Raw genomic sequence first — 20,818 nt, 5'->3', positions numbered from 1 at the left:
TAATCGTATGCTCACGCATCATCGGTCGAACCCTGTTCGAAGACGTGCCAGTCCTCCCCCGCGCGTGTCAAGACCCCCAAGTTGCCGAGTTCCCGCAGCCACCCCTCCATGGGGTCGAACCCCCACGTACGGCGGAAGAGGTTGGCGTTGCGGGCGATCGCCGCGGCGTGCTGGACGGGCGGTGACTGGGTCGGGTGGTACTGGTGGTACGCGGCGGCTCCGCCGAGCCACCACAGGCTCCCCCCGCTCGCGGCCAGGCGCTGACCGAAATCCGTGTCCTCGCCCCCGTAGCCCACGTAGCGCTCGTCGAATCCGGCCGCCGCGTGCCACGTCCGTACCGTGGTCGCCATCGTCAGCGACCACAGCATCCGGGGGTTGCCCTCGACCAGTTCCCCGGGCTCCGGCAGCACGCGGGCGGCGTGATCCCGTCCCGCGCGGGCGACGCCCTCGGGCGTGTAATCGGCCTCGGTCATTCCCTCCGGGAGGTACTGCACGCGCCCGCTCACCACGGCGCGCTGGTCTGCGAGCCGCTCGAGGGCGCGCGTGTAATCGGCCATCAGGTCACGGTGGGGAAGGCAGTCCACGTCCAGTAGCACCACGGTGTCCGCGCCCAGCTGCTCCGCGCGTGCCACGCCGGCATTGCGCGCGGCGGCCAATGGCAGTTCGACGGCCGGCGGCAGTTCCACGAGGTCGGTGGGCAGTTCCGGCCGTTGCTCGAGCACTCCGCGGATCCCGGGATCGCCCATGCTCACGACCACATGGGTGATCGGTGGTTCGTTCTGCGCGGCCACCCAGTCCCGTTGCCGCCGCAGGTGGGTGTGCCGTCCGCTCACGATCGTGATCAGGGCAGCGGCCGTCACGACGTGACCCCGTGCAGCAGGTCCTCGAGCGCGCGCGCCGCACGGTATGCGCCGTCGCCATGGCGCCACGCGTCCCAACGGGAGCCGCCGAGTTGCCGGGCACGTGCGAGCAACCGGGGCCACGCGGCGGCGTCGGGCCAGTGCTGCAGGCCCACGCAGATTCCCCCGCGCTCGAGCGCGGCGGCCGTGGCGGCTTGCTCGTCGTGCGGTCGCGGCTGGGCGACGACGACGGCGCGCGAGTGCGCCGCGGACAGCTCCGCCACGGCGTTGTTGCCCCCGTGGGAGACGACGACGTCCGCCTCGTGCAGTTCGCGCCACAGGTCCGGGGAGGGGTTCTCCGGCGAGCGCACGGTCCACGACCACCCGGGGGTCGCCGCGCGAGCCGCCTCGATCTCGGTGTCCCCCACGTCGGATCCGCCGCGGCCCCAGACCACCAGGACGCGTTGGCCGCCGACGTCGCTCGCGCCGCTCCCGCTCGCACCTCGCGTCGCGGTGCGCTCACCGGGAGCTGGTTCGCCGGAAGAGTACGCGCCGGGAACGTGCTCGGCGGAGGAGCCCGGCACCCGCACGGGGACGTCGAAGCGGGAGATGGCCCCCGTGAACGTGGTCTTACGGGTCCATTCCTCGGGCCAATAGGTCTCCGCGGTCTCCCGGGACCACGGTGCGATCAGAGCGGTCGCGGCGTCGTACGCCGCACGGTGGGTGCGGTCGGTGCGATCCCCCCGCATGGCCATGACCACGGTGGGCACACCCATCAGACGTGCGAGCAGGGTGACCTCCGCGGAGGTGTCCGTGACCATGAGTTTCACATCCGAGCGCAGGCGCTGCGCCATAAGACCCATGCGTTCCCGGTACCCGGGATGCTCGAGAGGCGCCCAGTGCAGCACGTCGTTGGCGGTGGGGTCCACGGGGTCCTGGGCGACATCCGGGGGCAGCTGGACCCACTCGCCGGGCCACGCCTCCGGGCGCTCCAGGGAACTGAACCCCGTCACGGGCACCGTGAGTTCCCGGGCGATCTGGGTGGCCCGGTTGCGGTGGCCCAGACCCTGGTGGTGGATGTAGTACCCAATCACGCGCTCACCAATTCCCGGTAGAGCGCGGCGTAGGCGTCCACGGTGACGTTGAGGGAACAGTGCTCGAGCGCGTAGTGGCGCACCCTGGTGCGGTCCAGGGCCACCACGCGGGGCAGCTCCGCGACCGCGGACGCCACCGTCTCCACCTCGCTCGCCCCGGGCTGGGACGTGTGCCCGCCGGGATCGCGCACGATCTCGCTCAGGCCGCCGCGGGCCACCGCGAGCACGGGCGTGCCGCACGCCATGGCCTCCGCGGCCACGAGGCCGTAGGGCTCCTCCCATGCGGGCGTCACGAGGCTCGCGGCGCTATTGCCCACCAGGGTGCGCAGCTGCTGCGTGTCCAGGTGACCCACGTAGGTGATGTCCTCGTTGAGCAACGGCTTCAGCCGCGCCTCGAAGTAGTGCCGATCCGCGATGGGCCCGGCGATCCGCAGTTTCCACCCGGCCTTGCTCGCGATCAGCGCCGCGATGTGCGGGGCCTTCTCCGGGACCACGCGCCCGGACCACACGAGGGCATCCCCGCCGGGTCCCGGTCGCCACTCGTGCGGGTCCACGCCGTTGCGGATCACGCGGGCGGGCGTGACCTTGCTCCACATCTGGGCCACCGAATCGCTCACGGCCACCGTGGGTGCCGTGGGCGTGAGACGCAGCGCGGGTTCGAGCCACGGGGTGGCCGGGGTGTGAAGGGTGGTCAACAGGGGTTGCGGGATGGCCGGGGACATCACGATGGGCAGGAAGTGCAGCGAATTGTTGTGCACCACGTCGATGTCCGGGCGGCGCGCGAAGGCCCGCATGACCTGCAGGTACGAGAAGGTCTCCCGCACCTGCGCCTCCGGTGGCATGGCGACGTCGTTGCGCGCCTCCTCGCTGAGCACGAGCGGTTCCACGTCCAGTTCCTCGATCCCGAGCTCGGGGTCGGAACCCGGCGCAGCGAAGACCACCACCTCCATCCCGCGGCACTTGAGCCCGCGGGCCAGGTGCCATGTGAAGGACTCGAGACCCCCGGAGAACGGCGGGGCGATCGGGAACCGGTCATGCGCGAGCAGTGCCACCTTCATGCGGCGTCCCCTTTCCCGGCCTCCCGGACCACGACGGCGCGGCGGTAGACCTCGGCGTGGGCTGCGGCGATGCGACGTCGTTGTTGGGTGCGTTCCAAGGCGCTCGCCTGCCAGGGCGCGTTCCCGCGCAAACCCGCGAGCGCTTCCCGGATCTGATCGGCGTCCGGCTGACCGTCCCGGTCCCAGTCGAAGCGCAGCACACCCGGATGCTGCTCGTGGTAGAACCCCACGGACGGCGCCAGGACATGGGTGCCCAGGTCGTAGCACAGTTCGAGCCACCCGGAATGGGTGCCGAAGCGGTACGCGAGCACCGAGAGATCGAGCCCGCGCAGGTACTCCCACAACTGCTCGTCGGTGTAGAACTCGTGGACGTTGACCTGAACGTTGAGTGTCCGACGCGCGGTCTCCAGTAGGTGACTCACCACGGGGTCGTGGTGCGGGGTGCCCCGGGTGACCACGTCTGTGTGGACGTCGAGCTGCAACCGGATCTCCCCGCGGGACGCGCATTCGAGCAGCACGCGGGCCACCGGCAGGGGGTTCATGTTCGCCCGCATGCTCTTGAGGTTGAGTCCCACCACGGGTACGGATCCCACGGGCGCGTGATCGCGCCACCGGTCTAGCGGGAGCAGGTGCGGGTGCGGGATGACCGTGGCCCGGCGGCCCCAGCACCGCTCGATCACGCGTGCGGCGCCGTCGGTCAGGGTAATCAGTTCGTCGGCGGCCGGGATCAGCACGTCCAGGGCGGCGTCCTGGGCAGCGGGGTCCGTCTGGTGGGGGTTGCGCAAATCGTGCACCGTGTAGACGAACGGTTTGCCCAGCTCGTGCAGGGTGTCCACGATCCGTCGCAGCTCCGCGGGTGAGGTCTGGTCGAACCCGAAGTGCAGGTGGTAGATGTCGAACTCGTGTGCGTGCCGCCGGATCCAGGCCTCGCTCAGCATCACGAGGGGCCACCACGGAGCTCCGGGGACCGGGTGTGCGGGCGCGGGGTCCGGCAACCGGTGGACGGGCTGCACGACGCCGGGGTCACTGAGGTGCTCGACGTACACGTGACCGTGGGGTAGGGACGCGACCCTCACTCGATGTGACCTCCTGCGCAGAACTGACGTGAACGGATGGGACGCCCGCTGGCTGTGCGGACCGGGAACGGCGCGGGATCCGGCGCCTGAGCCGGTTGTGTGCACGGCCCCCGGCGACGATACACACATTACTGATGGTCAGGGACACGATATATTGTCCTCCGTCCGCCCGCCCTCCGCGCGGCCGCGCGGCGTGGGTCCAGGGACCACGCCCACATATGACGTCCACCCGTGAATCCCGAGGTGCTCTCCGCATGACCGTCCGTCCCATTGTGATCTCCGGTAACCCCGTGCTGCATCGCCCCGCGGCCCGGGTGACCAACTTCGACGACGCCCTGCGCGAGCTCGTGGCGGACATGCATGAGACCATGGACGCGTCCCACGGCGTGGGTCTGGCGGCGCCGCAGATCGGGGTGGGGCTGCGGATCTTCACCTACATCTTCGAGAACGAGGACGGTGTGCCCCCGCGCGGCACGCTCGTGAACCCCGTCCTGAGCACCGGGCGGATCTCCGAGACCGCCCCGGACCCGGACGACGAGGCCGAGGGATGCCTCTCGGTGCCCGGCCAGTCCTGGCCCCTCAAGCGGGCGGACTGGGTGCGGATCGCCGGGCAGGACGAGAACGGGGACCTCGTAGCGTTCGAGGCCAACGGCTGGTTCGCCCGGGTCATGCAGCACGAGTACGACCACCTGGACGGGAAGCTGTACGTGGACCGGCTCAACCGCAAGTGGTCCAAGAAGGCCCGCAAGGCCATCTCCGCGGAACAGTGGGGCACGGATTCGACGTGGCTGCCCGGTGTGGACGAGGACCCGTTCGGGCACTGACCCGCTGAGGGGATCCCGCATCACGGACGCGCCGTGGCGGCAGGCCCCGTCTCAGCGCCCTCGTCAGGCGAGCCGGTTGCTGCCCGTGGCTCAGCGCGGCTTGGTTACTGCGGATCCAACACGATCGTGAGCGTGCCCGCCTTGCGGGTCGTGGGTTCGGTCAGTTCCACCGTGAACCTCTCGGCCAGCGCCGCGCTCACCTGCCCCACGGTGTCCAGCGGACGCCCCGCTCCCCCGATCTCGCACAGCGCACGGGCCACGAGTCCCCGCGTGTGTTTGGCGTGATGTGACACCACGGACCGGCTCCCGTCCGGCTTGAGCTGCTCGACCCGTACCGTAACGGTCCGCGCGGCGGGAGGTTTCCACGCCGCGGCGTAGGCCGCCGAGCGACAGTCCACGATCACGCCGTCGGCGGCGAGCGCGTTCAGCACCGGGGTCAATCGCGGTTTCCACCACGCACCGAGCTTGCCGGTGTCCGGCAGCGCGGTCCCCATACTCAGGCGGTAGGCGGGAATGCGGTCGGTGGGTCGCACCGCGCCCCACAGTGCGGAGATCACGAGCAGCGACGCATCGGCGACCTCGCGGGCCTCGGGGGCGAGGGAGCTGACATCCAGCGCGTCGTAGAGCACCCCCGCATAGACGTCGGGGGCGAGCGCGGCAGGTGCGGTCGCGAGTTCACGGTTGCGGGCGACGTCGTCCGCGAGCGACGGCCCCACACCCAGGATCTCTAGGGCGTCCGGGCGTTCGCTGACCTCGGCGAGGTGCTCTGCCAACACTGCGCGATCACGTGAGAGCTCGGGGAAGCTGAGTTCGGCGGGCATGACGGGATTCCCGGTCGCGGGCGCGGTCTTGGACTCGGAGGGAGGCAGCAGAATCAGCACCCCACGAGTGTAGAGGGACAGGTGGGCCTGTGAGCCGGGTTCTGTGCCGCGGCCGGTTACCCGCACCGCGGTGACGACCATCCATCTAGACCGTGCGTTGCCGCACGGCTCGAGCAGCCTACCCGGACGCTCGGGCGAGCAGCCCTCGAACGCGCCCTGCATGGCCTTGCTCCGGACGGGGTTTACCGAGCCGCGCCGGTCACCCGGCGCGCTGGTGGTCTCTTACACCACCTTTTCACCCTGACCCGCTCGCGGCGGGCGGTCTGTTTTCTGTGGCACTGTCCTGCGGGTTACCCCGAGTGGGTGTTACCCACCGTCCTGCTCTGCGGAGCCCGGACTTTCCTCGAGACGCCGTCCTTCACAACGACGCCGCGCGGTCGCCCGGCCCACCTGTCCGCCGTCGATCCTACCGCGCCGCCGGGCCACCCGACGCTCAGCGCCTGGCACCCCTGGCGCGGGGCACCCGAGTCAATGCGAGCGGCCGATGAGGAGCGGGCCGCGCAGTTCAGGACCGGATGCGCGCGAGCCCGGGCTCACACCAGGAGCAGCGCGGAACACTCGGGGCACTGGGGCACGGTCTGCGCCGGAGTATTCGTCAGCGCCGCGGCGTCGGCGGGGCTCAACCGGGTGCCGCACGCCCCGCACGTTCCGTTCTCGAAGCGTGCGACGGCGATCCGGCCTCCCCCGCGGGCGGTGCGCAGGCCGTCGTAGCGGTTCAGCAGGGCGGGATCAGTGAACTCCGATACACGCGTGGAGCGCTCCGCGGTCAGCCGCGCGTGCTCCTCTTTGAGCCGGGACAGCTCCGCGTCCCGCTCGGCCACCGCCGCGCGGGCCTCGGCGTCCGCGGCGCGCAACAGGGGCAGCTTCCGGTCCCGGTCCGCGGTGACCTCCTCGGCGTGGTCCATGGCCTGCAATTGCGCGTCCTCGGCCCGTCCGCGCTGCGCGGTGAGGGTGTCGATCTCGTGCTGGATGCCCATGAGGTCCTTGGCGGAGCCGCCGTGGTTGAGCCGCTCGGTGTCCTTGTCGATCCGGTCCTGGATCCGGGTGACCTCCCGCTCCGCCTCGGCCACCGCCCGCTCGGCCTCCTGCTGGGCGGTCTCGAGGGCGCGGGCCGCCGCGATCGCCTGCGTCCGCCGGGCCATGAGGGAAGCCACCCGCTCGGAGGTCTGCAACTCCTTGGCCCGGGCCATCACGGTGAGCAACCGGGAGTCCACGGACTGGAGTTCCAACAGGGCGGGAAGGGCCGAGCGGGGCGAGGTCATGGCGTTCTCCTGGGGTGCGGCTGGTTGAGTGCGGTGGTAGGTCCGCGTGTGCTTCAGGTCCCGGGCGTGTCGATCCGGAAGTCCCACGGATCGGTGCGCAGCGAGCTGACGGAGGTCTCCACGGCGAATCCCCGCCGCTCGAGTTCGTGCCGCAGGTCCTCGGCGGCCCACGGCAACCACAGGGCCTCGCTCGCGGAGTGGGCGGCGTCGATCAGCGCAGGGGTGCCCGATCCCCCGGGGCCCAGGGCGGCTTCCCGCGCTTCGGAGGCCGGATGGTGGCGCAGGTCCGCGGTCACGAACACATCCGCCCCGTGGGCCCGGACCTCGTCGAAGAGGGAGTCCCCGGAGCCCCCGCACACCGCCACGGTGCTCACGGGTCGCTCGGGATCGCCGGCCACGCGCAGGCCCTGCGCCGTGGGCGGGATCCGCTGCGCGAGTCGGTCCGCGAGTTCGCGCAGCGTCACCGGCGTGGTCAGGGTCCCCACCCGACCCAGCCCCACGCGGGGGTCCGTGTCGTGCGGGACGAGCGGAGCGGCGTCGTCGGGAGAGACACCGCACGCCGCGATCAGCGCGTCCGACACGCCCCGGCGCGCGGAGTCCGCGTTCGTGTGGCAACACAGCAGGGCGCAGCGGTTCTCGATGAGGTCGTGGATCGCACGGCCCTTGAACATGTGCGCGGCCACCGACGTGACCCCGCGCAGCAACAGCGGGTGGTGGGTCAGCAACAGGTCCGCGTCCCTGGAGACGGCCTCGTCCACCACGGCGGCCACGGGATCCACCGCGAAGTGGATCCGCCGGATCGGCTGCTCCGCCCGCCCCGTGACGAGCCCGGACGCGTCCCAGTCCTCCTGCAACGGGAAGGGCCACAGAGTGTCCGCGGCGGCGAGCACGTCCTCGAGCGTGGGCGGGGCGTCGGACGGGCGTTCGGTGCTCATGGCCTCATCCTAGGAGTTCGCGCTGGGCGAGCGGCGGGAATCTTCTGGCGCGTCACGCGTTGTACTGGGCATGACTTCATCGACACCGCAGACGTTCGTGCTGGCCGGTGGCTGCTTCTGGTGCCTGGACGCCGTCTACCGCAGGGTGCGCGGCGTGCAGGGGGTGCGCAGTGTGTACACGGGAGGGCACACGGACCACCCCGACTACGAGTCCGTGTGCTCGGGCACCACGGGCCACGCCGAGGCCGTGGAGGTCACGTTCGATCCCTCCGTGGTTCCCGCCGACGTGATTCTGGACCTGTTCTTCACGGGCCACGACCCCACTACGCTCAACCGCCAGGGCTACGACGTGGGCACGCAGTACCGCTCCGCCATGTTCCCCGCCGACGACGAGCAACGGCACCTCTTCGAGGCCGCGATCTCCCGGGCGCAGACCCTGTTCGACGATCCCGTGGTGACCACCATCGAGCCGCTCGGGCCCGTGCACGAGGCAGAGGACTTCCACCAGGACTTCTACGGCAACCAACCATTCAACGGCTACTGCCAAGTGATCATCAACCCCAAGCTCGCGAAGGTGCGCCAACATTACGCCGTGTGGCTGAACGACTGAGCCGCCACCCAGGCCACCGATACGCTGGAGAAGACTCTGTGCGGGGACCGGCACGTGTGCCATGCCCCGCGGACCGACTGAACAGGAGACATGTCATGGGCAAGATTTACAACGACGTCACCGAGGTCGTGGGAGGCACTCCCCTCGTCCGCCTGAACCACCTGGACAAGGACCTCCCCGGCAACGTGGCCGTGAAGCTCGAGTTCTACAACCCCGCCAACTCCGTGAAGGACCGGATCGGCAAGGCCATCGTGGATGCCGCCGAGGCCTCCGGCCAGCTCAAGCCCGGTGGGACGATCGTGGAGGGCACCTCCGGTAACACGGGCATCGCCCTGGCCATGGTGGGTGCTGCCCGCGGGTACAAGGTCATTCTGACCATGCCCGAGACCATGTCCACCGAGCGCCGGGTCATGCTGCGCGCCTACGGTGCGGAGATCGTGCTGACCCCGGGTGCCGACGGCATGCGCGGCGCCGTGGACAAGGCCCAGGAGATCGTGGACTCCTCGGACAACGCGATCCTCGCGAGCCAGTTCGCCAACCCCGCCAACCCCCAGGTGCATTACGAGACCACGGGTCCCGAGATCTGGAACGACTCCGACGGCGCCGTGGACGTTTTCGTGGCCGGTATCGGCACGGGCGGGACCATCTCCGGCGCGGGCAAGTACCTGCGCGAGCAGAAGCCCGACATCCGGCTCGTGGCCGTGGAGCCCTCCGACTCCCCGCTGCTGACCGAGGGCAAGGCCGGCCCCCACAAGATCCAGGGTCTCGGCGCGAACTTCGTCCCGGACGTGCTCGACCGTGAGATCTACGACGACGTCTACGACGTCACCGTGGAGAACTCCGTGAAGTACGCCCGCGAGCTCGGCACCCAGGAAGGCATCCTGGGCGGCATCTCCTCGGGCGCCATCGTGTGGGCCGCCCTGCAAGAGGCCGCCAAGGAGGAGAACCGGGACAAGCTCATCGTCGCCGTGGTGTGCGATTTCGGTGAGCGCTACATCTCCACGATCCTGTACGAAGACATCCGGGGCTGATCCACTCGACCCGACCGTGCGGGTGTCCGGGATGCGCACCACAAGTGAGGCGCACCCCGGGCACCCGTTCTTCACGGCGGGCGGCCCACCCCGGCACACCACGGAAGAGGAAACACACGTGAGCTTCTGGCGCAGACTCAACGAGGACCTCGACACGGCTCGGACGCACGACCCCGCGGCGCGGTCCAACCTGGAGATCGCCCTGAACTACTCGGGGCTGCACGCCATTTGGGCCCACAGGTTGTCCCACCGGTTGTGGCGCAACCCGGACCGCCGGTTGCTGGCGCGCACCGTGTCCCAGCTCGCCCGCTGGGCCACGGGCGTGGAGATCCACCCGGGCGCCACGATCGGTCGGCGCTTCTTCATCGACCATGGCATGGGTGTGGTGATCGGTGAGACTGCGGAGATCGGTGACGACGTGATGATCTACCACGGCGTGACCCTCGGTGGTCGCTCCTTGGAACCCGTCAAGCGTCACCCCACGATCCAGGACCGCGTGACCATCGGTGCCGGTGCCAAGATCCTGGGTCCCCTGACCGTGGGCCATGATTCCTCCGTGGGCGCCAATGCCGTGGTGGTCAAGGACGTCCCCGAGGACTCGATCGTGACCGGCATCCCCGCCAAGGTGCGCCGGCGCACCCCGGAGAAGCAGGAACCGCTCGTGGACCCCGCGACCTACATCGATCCCGCGATGTGGATCTGAAGCTGACTACCTGACGGGTTCAACGAGAACGGGCCGGGTCTCCACGTGGGGGCCCGGCCCGTTCTCGCTACCACCCCCTGTCTCGGGAGCGGTCGACGGTTCACGTGCTCAGGACACGACCTCGGAGCGGTCCCCGCTCCACAGCACGTGGAAGCTGGAGTCCGGGTCGTCGATGCGCTTGTACGTGTGGGCACCGAAGTAGTCCCGCAGGCCCTGGGTCAGGGCGGCGTTCAGCCGCGGGCGGCGCAGAGCGTCGTAGTACGCGAGCGCGGAGGAGAACACCGGGGCGGGGATGCCGCGTTCGACGGCGCGTGCCACCACGCGGCGCCACGACGGCAGTGCGTCCTCGATGGACGTGATGAATTCGGGCGCGAACAGCAGGTTCAACGGGGCCTTGTCCCCCTGGTAGGCGGCCATGATCACGTTGAGCAGTTCGGCGCGGATGATGCAGCCGTTGCGCCATAGGCTCGCGATGGTCGCGAGGTCCAGCTGCCAACCGTACTCCCGCCCGGCCATGGTGAGCATGTCCAGGCCCTGCGCGTAGGACACGAGCTTGGACGCGTACAGCGCCTTGCGCACGTCCTCCACGAACCCGGGGTCCTTCACGACGTCCTCGGTGGTGTCCCCGATGCCGGCTGGCAGCACCTCTTGGGCCTCCTTGCGCATCACGGGCTCGGAAGATGACAGGGCGCGGGCGAACACCGACTCGGCGATCGCGGTGACCGGGGAGCCCAGTTCCAGGGCTTCCTGCACGGTCCAGCGGCCGGTGCCCTTCTGACCCGCGGCGTCCGCGACGATGTCGATGAAGGGCTTGCCCGTCCGGGAGTCCACCTGACGCAGCACCTGCGCGGTGATCTCGATGAGGTAGGAGGACAGCTCGGTGGTGTTCCATTCCTCGAACACGTCCGCCTGCTCGGCGGGCTCCAGTCCGGCCACGGAACGCAGCAGCTCGTGCGCCTCACCGATGACCTGCATGTCCGCGTACTCGATGCCGTTGTGCACCATTTTCACGAAGTGACCCGCGCCGTCAGTGCCGATCCACGCGCAGCACGGAGCGCCGTCGTCCGCCTTGGCGGAGATGTCTTCGAGCATGGGGCCCAGGCTCTTGTAGGACTCCTCGGAACCACCCGGCATGATGGACGGGCCGTTGAGGGCGCCCTCCTCACCGCCGGAGACACCCACGCCCACGAAGTGCAGGCTTTTCTCTGCGCACTCGCGCTCACGACGCCGCGTGTCCTGGAAGTAGGAGTTGCCACCGTCGATGATGATGTCGCCCTCGTCCAGCAGCGGGGTCAGCTGCTCGATCACGGAATCCACGGGCGCGCCCGCCTTGACCATGATCAGCACGCGGCGCGGCTTCTCGAGGGAATCGACGAGCTCCTCCATGGTCTCGGTGGGGATGAAGTCCCCCTCGGAACCGTGCTCCTCCATGAGGGCCGTGGTCTTGCCCTCGGAACGGTTGTGCAGGGCCACGGTGTACCCGTGGTGCGCGAAGTTGCGGGCCAGGTTGGCGCCCATCACGGCCAGGCCGGTGACGCCGATGTGAGCTTTCTTTTCTGCTGCCATGGTCCCTAGCCTACGCATCTGCCCTGTGGGGTTGCAGCGATTGCCGCCTGTTCCCCCGGACACGCTCGGACATGCAGAAATCCCCGGGACCTGAGTCCCGGGGATTTCTCGAAGTGGTGGAGACCGACGGAATCGAACCGCCGTATCTGTCACGCCCGAAAGCGATCTAGCGCACCAGCGTCCCCTCAAGCAAGACACGTCACCGAGCGCGTTTGCATCATCAGCTTAACGCATCGTGACCGCGCGGTGTCAAACGCGACGCCGAACGGGGAACCTATGGTGGTCAACATCACACACGGACTCGTGCATCGTGTTGGGTCCCGCCGTGACCTGCGGGTAGGCTGATCCGCAATCGGGTGCTGGCAGCTGGTCCAGTCGTGCCCACCCGATCCCGGGCCTTTAGCTCAGCTGGTAGAGCGCCACGTTTACACCGTGGATGTCATCGGTTCGATCCCGGTAGGGCCCACCACACGTACGACGAACGGACGTCAAGCCCATCGCGCCGGGGTCGCGGAATGGCCCCGGCCTATCTCCTAGGACGAGCGATGCAGGTCTACTGAGACGGTGGGGACTCTCCGAGCGCATCATGGACGGCGTCGTCGACACGAGTATCAACGGCACGTTCGTGAGCCCCGTGGCCGCATTGATCGCTGGCAGCATCGAACTCGCACAGGTGCGCAAGGCGCATCTCAGGGCGATCTCCGCGGCACCCGGAGGGAACCTTCCGGTCCCTCACGCCACGGGCGGGCGCCACATCCCGATCGCGGGGACCGTCCCGCGGGACGGCACCGGTCCCCGGGAGATGAACCCGAAACGCGAGTAGAAGGGCACAAGGTCCAGCGTGGAGGCCTCCAGGTACGCCCCAGTGTGCTCGCGGTCGATGTGGGCGAGCCGTTCGTTGAGCAGCATGCTCCCCACGCCCGTCCGCTGCAGATCGGGCAGGGTCCCCACGGCCTTGAGGTACCAGTGCGGGGTGGCTGGATGCTGGCGATGGGCCAGGAACTCGGTCGCAAGGGCATCCGGGAGGCGATCACGGAACACCCGCGCGTAAGCCAAGAGACCCGGAAGCATCCGAGGGATCGACACCTTGCTCCCGGGGGCCTCCCACAGGGCCACGCCCAACGGACGCTCCTCGCCCCGCCGCTCGGCGAGATACGCGTGGCCGCCCGCCTGCAGGGTCTCCCGCACGATGCGCTCCCACAGGACGGTCAGGGACCCGATCACGTCACCGGGCGGGAGCAGACCCACCACGTGGGGGTCCACCGAGAACGCCCGGGCCAGGGTCGCGGCGGCGCGCTGCGTGTCCGCGGCGGCCGGGTGGAGGATGTCGATCTGCTGCGCGGCGTCGTGGTCGGCGCCCTGAGTCGTATGCACAACCAGAGAGTAACAGCACGCCCCTAAGAGCGGGCCGGGTGCCGAGCCCGTCCATGACGAGCTCGTTCACCCGGCAGGCAAAGGACGTGCGACGCTCAGAGAAGTCGCGGCTGCGTGGGCGTCTCCGCCGGTTTCTTGGCCCGACGACGCCGCGTCGGAGCGGCCTTTTTCGGTGCCGTGTCGTCCTCGGGGGCCTCCGCGGCAGTGTCCTCCGACGCCGCGTCCGTGCCCTGCGCGGGGCGCCGGCCCGAGCGACGTCGTACGCCACCGTTGGTTCCCGGACCCGCAGCGGGAGGAACGAGGGTCTGCTGACCCGCGAGCTCCGCCTGCTGATCGCGCAGCACGTTGATCGCGCGCTCAAAGTCCTCGAGGTCGTCGAACGCCTGGTACACGGACGCGAACCGCAAGTAGGCCACGACGTCCAGGCGGCGCAGGGGCGGGAGGATGGACAGGCCCACGTCGTGCGCCTCGACCTCCGCACTGCCCGAGGCCCGGATGGATTCCTCGACCTCCTGGGCGAGCATCGCGAGGTCGTCCTCGCTGACGGGGCGACCCTGACATGCCTTGCGCACGCCGTTGACGATCTTCTGGCGGTCGAACGGTTCGGTCACCCCCGAGCGCTTGATCACCGAGATGGTCGTGGTCTCGAGCGTGGAGAAGCGTCGGCCGCACTCGGTGCACCGGCGGCGTCGGCGGATGGATGTGCCGTCGTCCGAGGTGCGCGAATCCACCACCTTGGAGTCGTTGTGCCGGCAGAACGGGCAGTGCACGGCTCAGCCTTCCCGGCCCGGTGCGGCGGCCTCGGAGCGGATCGTGACGGCGCGACCGTGCGCGGGCAGATCCTCGGTGTCCGCGAGCGCCACGATGTCGTCCTCGAGCTGCGCGAGCGCCTTCTCGCTGTACTCGATGACCTGCACGGCCTTCATGAACGACGCCGCCTGCAGTCCCGAGTTGAACACCGCGGTCCCGCCCGTGGGCAGCACGTGGTTGGAACCGGCGGCGTAGTCCCCGAGGGGCACGGGACTGTACGGGCCCACGAAGATCGCGCCGGCGTTGCGCACCCGCGCGGCCACCGCGGCGGCGTCCCGCGTGTGGATTTCGAGGTGCTCGGCGGCGTACGCGTCCGCAACCGCCACGGACTGGTCGAGGTTGTTCGTGAGCACGACCCCGGACTGGGGTCCACCCAGTGCCGTGGCGATCCGCTCACGGTGTTTGGCGGCGGGCACCTGGACCGCGAGCTGCTCCTCGACCGCCCGGGCCAGGTCCTCGGAATCGGTGATCAGCACGGACCCCGCAGCGGGATCGTGTTCGGCCTGCGAGATGAGGTCCGCGGCCACGAACCTCGGATCCGCAGAGTCGTCGGCGAGCACCGCGATCTCGGTGGTGCCGGCCTCGGCGTCCACGCCCACCACGGAGCGCAACTGCCGCTTGGCCATGGCCACGAAGATGTTGCCCGGGCCGGTCACGGTGTTGACGGGTTCCAGGACGTCCTCACCATCGGTGATTCCGTAGGCCAAGGCGGCGAGCGACTGCGCGCCGCCTACGGCCCACACCTCGTCCACACCGAGCAGACCGGCCGCGGCCAGAATCACGGGGTGGGGCAGTCCGTCGAAGTCCTTCTGGGGCGGCGAACACAGCACCACGGATTCCACGCCCGCGGCCTGGGCCGGCACGACGTTCATGACGACCGAGGACGGGTACACGGCCAACCCACCGGGGATATAGAGCCCTGCGCGACGCACCGGGGTCCACCGGTGGCGCAGGACGGCACCGGGGGCGACCTCCACGCTCACGTCCTTCGGCCGCTGCGCCCGGGCGAAGGCGCGCGTGCGCTCGATCGCGGACTCCAGTCCGTGGCGCACCGCGGGGTCGAGTTCGGCCACCGCGCGCTCGATCTGCTCGGGCGCCACCCTGATCCGTTGCTGGTCCACGCCGTCGAACGTGAAGGCGAGATCCCGCAGCGCCTGCGCGCCACGGGAGCGGACGTCCTCGATGATCGAGCGGACGCTGTCCTCCGCCTCAGCGACGGACGACGCCGCTTGGCGCGGCACCGCCGCACGCAGCTCGTTCCAGTCCAGGTGCCGTCCCCGCAGGTCGATGACCCGCAGGTGGGAACCAGTGGTCGCCGGGGATGCGGATTCAAGGCTGTACTCACTCACCCGCCCAGTCTACAATCGCGCCCCGCGCGGACCGCTCGGGCAACACCCGCACACGGCTAGAACCCACGCACCGTGCATTCCGAGGTCACGCAGCGTCACGTCCGACGCCGCGCGGCGGCCCGGGCAGCGTCGCGCAACTACCCGTGCGGCGTCGAACCGCGGCCCGTTCGACGCCGCCCGTTCACGAGCGCCCGGTGACGCGCCCGGCGCCGCGTCGTCACGCCTCGAGGCAGGCCGGGCCCAGGAGGACCTTGAGGTCACCGAACAGGGCCGGCGACGGGTTGACCCGGTACTCGGGGCCCAGGCGCATGACCTGGACGCTGCGATGCGTGTCCAAGTGGATCCGCACCTCCGAGTCCCCCTTGTGATTGCGCAGCACCTCCCCGATCCGGCGGATCACGGCCTCCGTGGCCCGGTGCTCGGGCAGGGCCACGCACACGGGTCCCGAGGAACCATCCACGCTCAACTCGGGCACCGTGAGTTCCTGGGCGGAGATGGAGATGGAACCGTCGTCGCGGCGCTGCATACGGCCCTTGATCACGCAGATCAGGTCCTCGGCAAGGACCCCGGCGATGGGCGCATATGCCTTGCCGAAGAACATGATCTCGATGGATCCCGAGCGGTCCTCGAGCTCCACGCGCGCGTACGCGTTGCCGGACGACTTCGCGATCCTGCGGGACAGGGACGTGATCATCCCACCCACGGTAATCACCGCACCGTCGGGACGGGTGTTCTCCTCGGTGAGCAGCGAGGCGATCGTGGTGTCCGTGTACTGGCCCAGGGCGTCGTCGAGCCCGCGCAGGGGATGGTCGGAGACGTAGAGACCGAGCATCTCGCGCTCGAACGCCAGCAGATCCTTGCGCTCCCACTCGGGGACCTCCGGGACCTCCACGGAGAACGTCTCCTGCTCGGCGTCGTCGGCGCCGCCCATCGCGAAGATGTCGAACGTGAACTCGCCGTTGTCCTCCTTCTTCTTCTGCGCGACGACGTCCTCCACGGCTTGCTCGTGGCACATCACCAGGCTGCGGCGCGTGTGACCCAGCTGGTCGAACGCACCGGCCTTGATCATGGACTCGATGGTGCGCTTGTTGCACACCACGGCCGGGACCTTGGCCAAGAAATCGGTGAAGGACGTGAACTTGCCCTGCTCGGTGCGCGCGTCCACCATGGCCTGCACCACGTTGGACCCCACGTTGCGCACCGCGCCCATGCCGAAGCGGATGTCGGTGCCCACCGGGGTGAAGTTCAGTTCGGACTCGTTGACGTCCGGGGGCAGCACCGTGATCCCCATGTGGCGGCACTCGGTCAGGTACATGGCGAGCTTGTCCTTGTCGTCACCGACCGAGGTGAGCAGCGCGGCCATGTACTCGGCCGGGTAGTGCGCCTTGAGGTACGCCGTCCAGTAGGACACGAGCCCGTAGGCCGCGGAGTGCGCCTTGTTGAACGCGTAGTCCGAGAACGGCAGCAGGATGTCCCACAGCGCCTTGATCGCGTCTTCGGAGTACCCGCGGTCGATCATCCCCTGGTGGAAGCCCTGGTACTGCTTGTCCAGCTCCGCCTTCTTCTTCTTGCCCATGGCGCGGCGGAGGATGTCCGCCTGACCCAGGGAGTAGCCGGCCACCTTCTGGGCGATCGCCATGACCTGCTCCTGGTACACGATCAACCCGTACGTGGTGCCCAGGATCTCCGACAGCGGTTCCGCGAGCTCCGGGTGGATCGGCGTGATCTCCTGCGCGCCGTTCTTGCGCAGCGCGTAGTTGGTGTGCGAGTTCGCACCCATGGGCCCGGGGCGGTACAGCGCGATGGTCGCGGAGATGTCCTCGAAGTTGTCGGGGCGCATCAGTTTGAGCAGCTGACGCATGGGCCCGCCGTCCAACTGGAACACCCCGAGGGTGTCACCGCGCGCGAGCAAGTCGTAGGAACCAGCGTCGTCGATCGGCAGGTGCTCGAGGTCCAGGACGAACCCGTCCCGGTTGAGCGTGATGTTCTCGAGGGCATCCGAGATGATCGTGAGGTTGCGCAACCCCAGGAAGTCCATCTTGATCAGCCCCAGCCCCTCGCACGTGGGGTAGTCGAACTGGGTGATGACCTGCCCGTCCTGCTCGCGGCGCATCAACGGGATGATGTCGATCAGCGGGTCCGAGGACATGATCACACCGGCCGCGTGCACACCCCACTGGCGCTTGAGCCCCTCGAGGCCCTGGGCGGTCTCGAAGACCTTCATGGACTCGGGGTCGTCCGCGAGGATCTCGCGCAGCTCCCCCGCCTCGTCGTAGCGCTTGGCGTCCTGGTCGTAGACGTCCTGCAGGGAAATGCCCTTGCCCATGACGTCCGGCGGCATGGCCTTGGTCAACCGCTCCCCCATGGAGAACGGGTAGCCCAGCACGCGGGAGGAGTCCTTGAGCGCCTGCTTGGCCTTGATGGTGCCGTACGTGACGATCATGGCCACGCGCTCGTCGCCGTACTTCTCGGTCACGTAGTGGATGACCTCGGAGCGGCGGCGATCATCGAAGTCGACGTCGAAGTCGGGCATGGACACGCGGTCCGGGTTGAGGAAGCGCTCGAAGATCAGCCCGTGCTGCAGCGGGTTGAGCTCGGTGATGCGCATGGCGTACGCGACCATGGACCCCGCACCGGAACCACGGCCCGGACCCACGCGGATCCCGTTGTCCTTGGACCAGTTGATGAAGTCCGCGACCACCAGGAAGTAACCGGGGAAGCCCATCTGGATGATGATCTTCTTCTCGTACTCGGCCTGCTCGCGGACGTCGTCCGGGATGCCCCCGGGGAAGCGGTAGTGCAGCCCTTTCTCGACCTCCTTGATGAACCACGAGGTCTCGTCCTCGCCCTCCGGGGTGGGGAAACGCGGCATGTAGTTCGCGGAGGTGTCGAAATCCACCTCGCAGCGCTCGGCGATCTCCAGGGTGTTGTCGCACGCCTCCGGGAAGTCCCGGAAGAGCTCGCGCATCTGTTCCGGGGATTTGAGGTAGAACTCGTCCGCGTCGAACTTGAACCGCTTGGGGTCCTGCAACGTGGAACCGGACTGCACGCACAGCAACGCGGCATGGGATTTGGCGTCCTCCGCGTGCGTGTAGTGCAGGTCGTTGGTGGCCACGAGCGGCAGGTTGAGCTCTTTGGCGAGCTTGAGCAGGTCCTGCGTGACCCGCTTCTCGATCCCGAGCCCGTGGTCCATGAGTTCGCAGTAGAAGTTCTCTGCGCCGAAGATGTCCCGGAACTCGGCGGCCGCCTGCACGGCCTGGTCGTACTGACCCAACCGCAAGCGGGTCTGCACCTCACCGGACGGGCAGCCCGTGGTGGCGATCAGACCCTTGCCGTACTGGTTGAGCAGTTCCCGGTCCATACGCGGCTTGTACAGCTGACCCTCGAGCGACGCCTTGGTGGACGCGCGGAACAGGTTCTGCATGCCCTCGCTCGTCTGCGCGAGCAGGGTCATGTGGGTGTAGGCACCGGCGCCCGAGACGTCGTCGCGCCCGCCGTCCGCGAACTTCACGCGGGAACGGTCCTGCCGCGCGGTGCCCGGGGTCAGATAGGCCTCCACACCGATGATCGGCTTGATCCCCGCGGCGCGCGCCTTGTTCCAGAAGTCGAACGCCCCGAAGACAAAGCCGTGGTCCGTGGTGGCCAGGGAGTCCATGCCCAACCGGTGGCATTCCTCGAAGAGGTCGGTCAGGCGCGCGGCACCGTCCAACATGGAGTACTCGGTGTGCACGTGGAGATGGGTGAAGCCTTTTTTGCCGGTCGCCGAAGTCACCGCCCCAGTCTAGGACCCCGCACCGACCCGCTGAGGGTGGACGCGGTGGAGATCCGTCACAGCTGCGGGCCGCCCTCCCGCAGCGTCTCCACGGCATAGGCGAGATCCGCGGGATAGGGGCTCGTGTACTCCACGTCCTCCCCCGTGTCGGGGCTCGTGAACCCGAGCCGCGTGGCGTGCAACCACTGCCGCGTGAGCCCCAGCCCCGCGGACAGCGCGGGATCCGCCCCGTACGTGAGATCCCCGCAGCACGGGTGCTGCAGGGCGTTGAAGTGCACGCGGATCTGGTGGGTGCGCCCGGTCTCCAGGTGCACCTCCACGAGGGACGCCCGCCCGAAGGCCTCGAGCACCTCGTAATGGGTCACGGAACGGCGACCGTCCTGCAGCACCGCGAAGCGCCACTCGTGTCCCGGGTGCCGCCCGATTGGGGCGTCGATGGTTCCCTTGAGCGGATCCGGGATGCCCTGGACCACCGTGTGGTAGACCTTGGTGACCGTGCGCTCCTTGAAGGCGCGCTTGAGCACCGTGTAGGCGTTCTCGTCGCGGGCGACGACCATGAGCCCGGAGGTCCCCACGTCCAGGCGGTGCACGATCCCCTGTCGCTCGGGAGCCCCCGAGGTCGCAATCGTGATCCCAGCCCCGGCCAGCGCCCCGGCCACGGTGGGTCCCTTCCACCCGGGCGAGGGGTGCGCGGCAACCCCTGCGGGTTTGTCGATCACCACGTAGCCCGGGTTCACGTGCACCAGGCGTAGATCCGGAACGTGCTGCGCGGCGATGCGGTGGGGGTCCTCGGGCACCGGGACCTGGACCGTGTAGGTCTCGGCCGCACCCACCCTGTGGGACTTGGGCGCGGGCCGCCCCCGGAAGCTCACCCGCTTCTCGGCGCACAACTGTGCCGCCGCCGAACGGGACAAACCCGTCCAGGCGGCCACGGCGGCGTCGAGCCGGGAACCTTCCTGCTCGGCCGTGGCCGTGAACCGCTCGCTCACGTACTCGGGTTCGGAACCGGTGGGGCGAGTGTGCTCAACGGCCACGGGGCACCTCCATCTGGCGATTGGTCATGATCAGCACGAGGATCAGCACCACGCCCACGACCACCCCGCAATCGGCCACGTTGAAGATCGCGAAGCGGGGCACCGCGATGAAGTCCACCACGTGTCCGTGCGCGAAGGAGGGCTCCCGGAACAACCGGTCGGTGAGGTTGCCCGCGGCACCGCCCAGGACCAGTCCCAGGGCGAGCGCCCACAGCGGGTCCCGCACCCGGCGCAGGTTCCACAGGATCGCAACGATTACCACGGCCATCACGATCGTGAAGACCCACGTGAAGTTGGAACCGAGGGAGAACGCCGCGCCGCTGTTGCGGATGTGTTCCCACCACAGCAGGCCGGGGATCACGGGGTACTGCCGGCCGATCGGGAGGTTCTCCACGACCCACAGTTTGCTTAGCTGGTCCGCCGCGTACCACGCTGCGGCCACGAGCAGGGAGATGACGAGGCAGCGGCGGGCCCCCCCGGGGGGGCCCGGGGGGCCGCCGCCGCGGCCGGGGTATGTTCCGTTACCGGCGCTTACTTGGCGCCCGTGCGCTTGGTGGTCGCGGAGACGGGAGCGTCAGCGGGGGCGGGCGGTGGGGGGGT

At 69.2% G+C, this 20,818-nt stretch carries 18 protein-coding genes, 2 tRNA genes and 1 other RNA gene; 5 read left to right on the top strand and 16 right to left on the bottom strand.

Features of this window, described 5'->3' with window-relative positions; all coding sequences use genetic code 11:
• Positions 1 to 11 precede the first annotated feature (11 nt).
• From A5728_RS00245 to A5728_RS00230, 4 genes are read right to left on the bottom strand one after another with little or no spacing between them, the layout of a single operon-like run.
• The gene (locus A5728_RS00245) at positions 12 to 860 is read right to left on the bottom strand and encodes a glycosyltransferase family 2 protein (protein ID WP_064845153.1); all 849 of its coding nucleotides are present in this window, start codon (positions 858 to 860) and stop codon (positions 12 to 14) included.
• Positions 857 to 1,933 (bottom strand): glycosyltransferase, encoded by a 1,077-nt coding sequence (locus A5728_RS00240; RefSeq protein WP_064845152.1) that lies wholly within the window; start codon positions 1,931 to 1,933, stop codon positions 857 to 859. Before A5728_RS00240 ends, A5728_RS00245 begins: the two co-directional genes overlap by 4 nt.
• A complete protein-coding gene (locus A5728_RS00235) occupies positions 1,930 to 2,991 on the bottom strand; it encodes a glycosyltransferase (protein WP_064845151.1) in 1,062 nt (353 codons plus the stop codon). Before A5728_RS00235 ends, A5728_RS00240 begins: the two co-directional genes overlap by 4 nt.
• A complete protein-coding gene (locus A5728_RS00230) occupies positions 2,988 to 4,196 on the bottom strand; it encodes a glycosyltransferase (RefSeq protein WP_082943116.1) in 1,209 nt (402 codons plus the stop codon). Before A5728_RS00230 ends, A5728_RS00235 begins: the two co-directional genes overlap by 4 nt.
• A 125-nt stretch (positions 4,197 to 4,321) precedes the next feature.
• Here A5728_RS00230 and def point away from each other — a divergent pair, with 125 nt between their 5' ends.
• A complete protein-coding gene (def, locus tag A5728_RS00225; protein WP_064845149.1) occupies positions 4,322 to 4,891 on the top strand; it encodes a peptide deformylase in 570 nt (189 codons plus the stop codon).
• A gap of 104 nt (positions 4,892 to 4,995) precedes the next feature.
• Here def and A5728_RS00220 read toward each other — a convergent pair whose 3' ends face one another.
• The 4 genes from A5728_RS00220 to A5728_RS00205 form a co-directional block, all read right to left on the bottom strand.
• The gene (locus A5728_RS00220) at positions 4,996 to 5,772 is read right to left on the bottom strand and encodes a YaaA family protein (protein ID WP_064845165.1); all 777 of its coding nucleotides are present in this window, start codon (positions 5,770 to 5,772) and stop codon (positions 4,996 to 4,998) included.
• Between the two features lie 14 nt (positions 5,773 to 5,786).
• Positions 5,787 to 6,165: RNase P RNA component class A (rnpB, locus tag A5728_RS00215), an RNA gene on the bottom strand.
• A 140-nt stretch (positions 6,166 to 6,305) separates the two neighbouring features.
• Positions 6,306 to 7,034: a zinc ribbon domain-containing protein gene (locus tag A5728_RS00210; RefSeq protein ID WP_064845148.1), complete on the bottom strand. Its 729-nt coding sequence runs from the start codon at positions 7,032 to 7,034 to the stop codon at positions 6,306 to 6,308.
• 53 nt (positions 7,035 to 7,087) lie between these two features.
• A complete protein-coding gene (locus A5728_RS00205; protein WP_064845147.1) occupies positions 7,088 to 7,969 on the bottom strand; it encodes a Nif3-like dinuclear metal center hexameric protein in 882 nt (293 codons plus the stop codon).
• A 70-nt stretch (positions 7,970 to 8,039) separates the two neighbouring features.
• On the opposite strand from A5728_RS00205, the gene msrA reads away from it, so the two are divergent.
• The 3 genes from msrA to epsC all read left to right on the top strand — a co-directional run bounded on the left by msrA (position 8,040) and on the right by epsC (position 10,313).
• On the top strand, positions 8,040 to 8,579 hold the full coding sequence (gene msrA / locus A5728_RS00200; RefSeq protein ID WP_035962271.1) for a peptide-methionine (S)-S-oxide reductase MsrA: 540 nt from the start codon (positions 8,040 to 8,042) through the stop codon (positions 8,577 to 8,579).
• Between the two features lie 95 nt (positions 8,580 to 8,674).
• Positions 8,675 to 9,610 (top strand): cysteine synthase A, encoded by a 936-nt coding sequence (gene cysK / locus A5728_RS00195; RefSeq protein WP_035961305.1) that lies wholly within the window; start codon positions 8,675 to 8,677, stop codon positions 9,608 to 9,610.
• A 118-nt stretch (positions 9,611 to 9,728) separates the two neighbouring features.
• The gene (gene epsC, locus A5728_RS00190; RefSeq protein WP_064845146.1) at positions 9,729 to 10,313 is read left to right on the top strand and encodes a serine O-acetyltransferase EpsC; all 585 of its coding nucleotides are present in this window, start codon (positions 9,729 to 9,731) and stop codon (positions 10,311 to 10,313) included.
• A gap of 108 nt (positions 10,314 to 10,421) precedes the next feature.
• Here the strand turns inward: epsC and gndA are convergent, their stop codons facing one another.
• Entirely contained in the window at positions 10,422 to 11,879 is a 1,458-nt protein-coding gene (gene gndA / locus A5728_RS00185; RefSeq protein ID WP_064845145.1) for an NADP-dependent phosphogluconate dehydrogenase, read from the bottom strand.
• 114 nt (positions 11,880 to 11,993) lie between these two features.
• Positions 11,994 to 12,064, bottom strand: a tRNA-OTHER gene (locus A5728_RS13860).
• Positions 12,065 to 12,272: 208 nt separating this feature from the next.
• Between A5728_RS13860 and A5728_RS00180 the strand changes: the two genes are divergently transcribed.
• Positions 12,273 to 12,348 (top strand) — tRNA-Val (locus A5728_RS00180).
• Between the two features lie 263 nt (positions 12,349 to 12,611).
• Here A5728_RS00180 and A5728_RS00175 read toward each other — a convergent pair.
• From A5728_RS00175 to lspA, 6 genes are all read right to left on the bottom strand, one after another.
• Positions 12,612 to 13,253: a GNAT family N-acetyltransferase gene (locus A5728_RS00175; RefSeq protein WP_064845144.1), complete on the bottom strand. Its 642-nt coding sequence runs from the start codon at positions 13,251 to 13,253 to the stop codon at positions 12,612 to 12,614.
• A gap of 95 nt (positions 13,254 to 13,348) precedes the next feature.
• Positions 13,349 to 14,023: a transcriptional regulator NrdR gene (gene nrdR / locus A5728_RS00170; RefSeq protein ID WP_064845143.1), complete on the bottom strand. Its 675-nt coding sequence runs from the start codon at positions 14,021 to 14,023 to the stop codon at positions 13,349 to 13,351.
• Positions 14,024 to 14,026: 3 nt separating this feature from the next.
• The gene (gene hisD, locus A5728_RS00165) at positions 14,027 to 15,412 is read right to left on the bottom strand and encodes a histidinol dehydrogenase (protein ID WP_064845142.1); all 1,386 of its coding nucleotides are present in this window, start codon (positions 15,410 to 15,412) and stop codon (positions 14,027 to 14,029) included.
• Positions 15,413 to 15,629: 217 nt separating this feature from the next.
• Positions 15,630 to 19,124: a DNA polymerase III subunit alpha gene (gene dnaE, locus A5728_RS00160; RefSeq protein WP_064845164.1), complete on the bottom strand. Its 3,495-nt coding sequence runs from the start codon at positions 19,122 to 19,124 to the stop codon at positions 15,630 to 15,632.
• 116 nt (positions 19,125 to 19,240) lie between these two features.
• Entirely contained in the window at positions 19,241 to 20,218 is a 978-nt protein-coding gene (locus tag A5728_RS00155; RefSeq protein WP_156523323.1) for an RluA family pseudouridine synthase, read from the bottom strand.
• Complete coding sequence (gene lspA, locus A5728_RS00150; protein WP_064845141.1) at positions 20,208 to 20,660, bottom strand: signal peptidase II; 453 nt, start codon at positions 20,658 to 20,660, stop codon at positions 20,208 to 20,210. Before lspA ends, A5728_RS00155 begins: the two co-directional genes overlap by 11 nt.
• Between the last annotated feature and the right edge of the window lie 158 nt (positions 20,661 to 20,818).

The organism is Kocuria sp. ICS0012 (assembly GCF_001665945.1).
Classification (GTDB): Bacteria; Actinomycetota; Actinomycetes; order Actinomycetales; family Micrococcaceae; genus Kocuria; species Kocuria marina.
The sequence above is the reverse complement of the archived record's forward strand: the minus strand, read 5'-3'. Positions and strand labels throughout refer to the sequence as shown.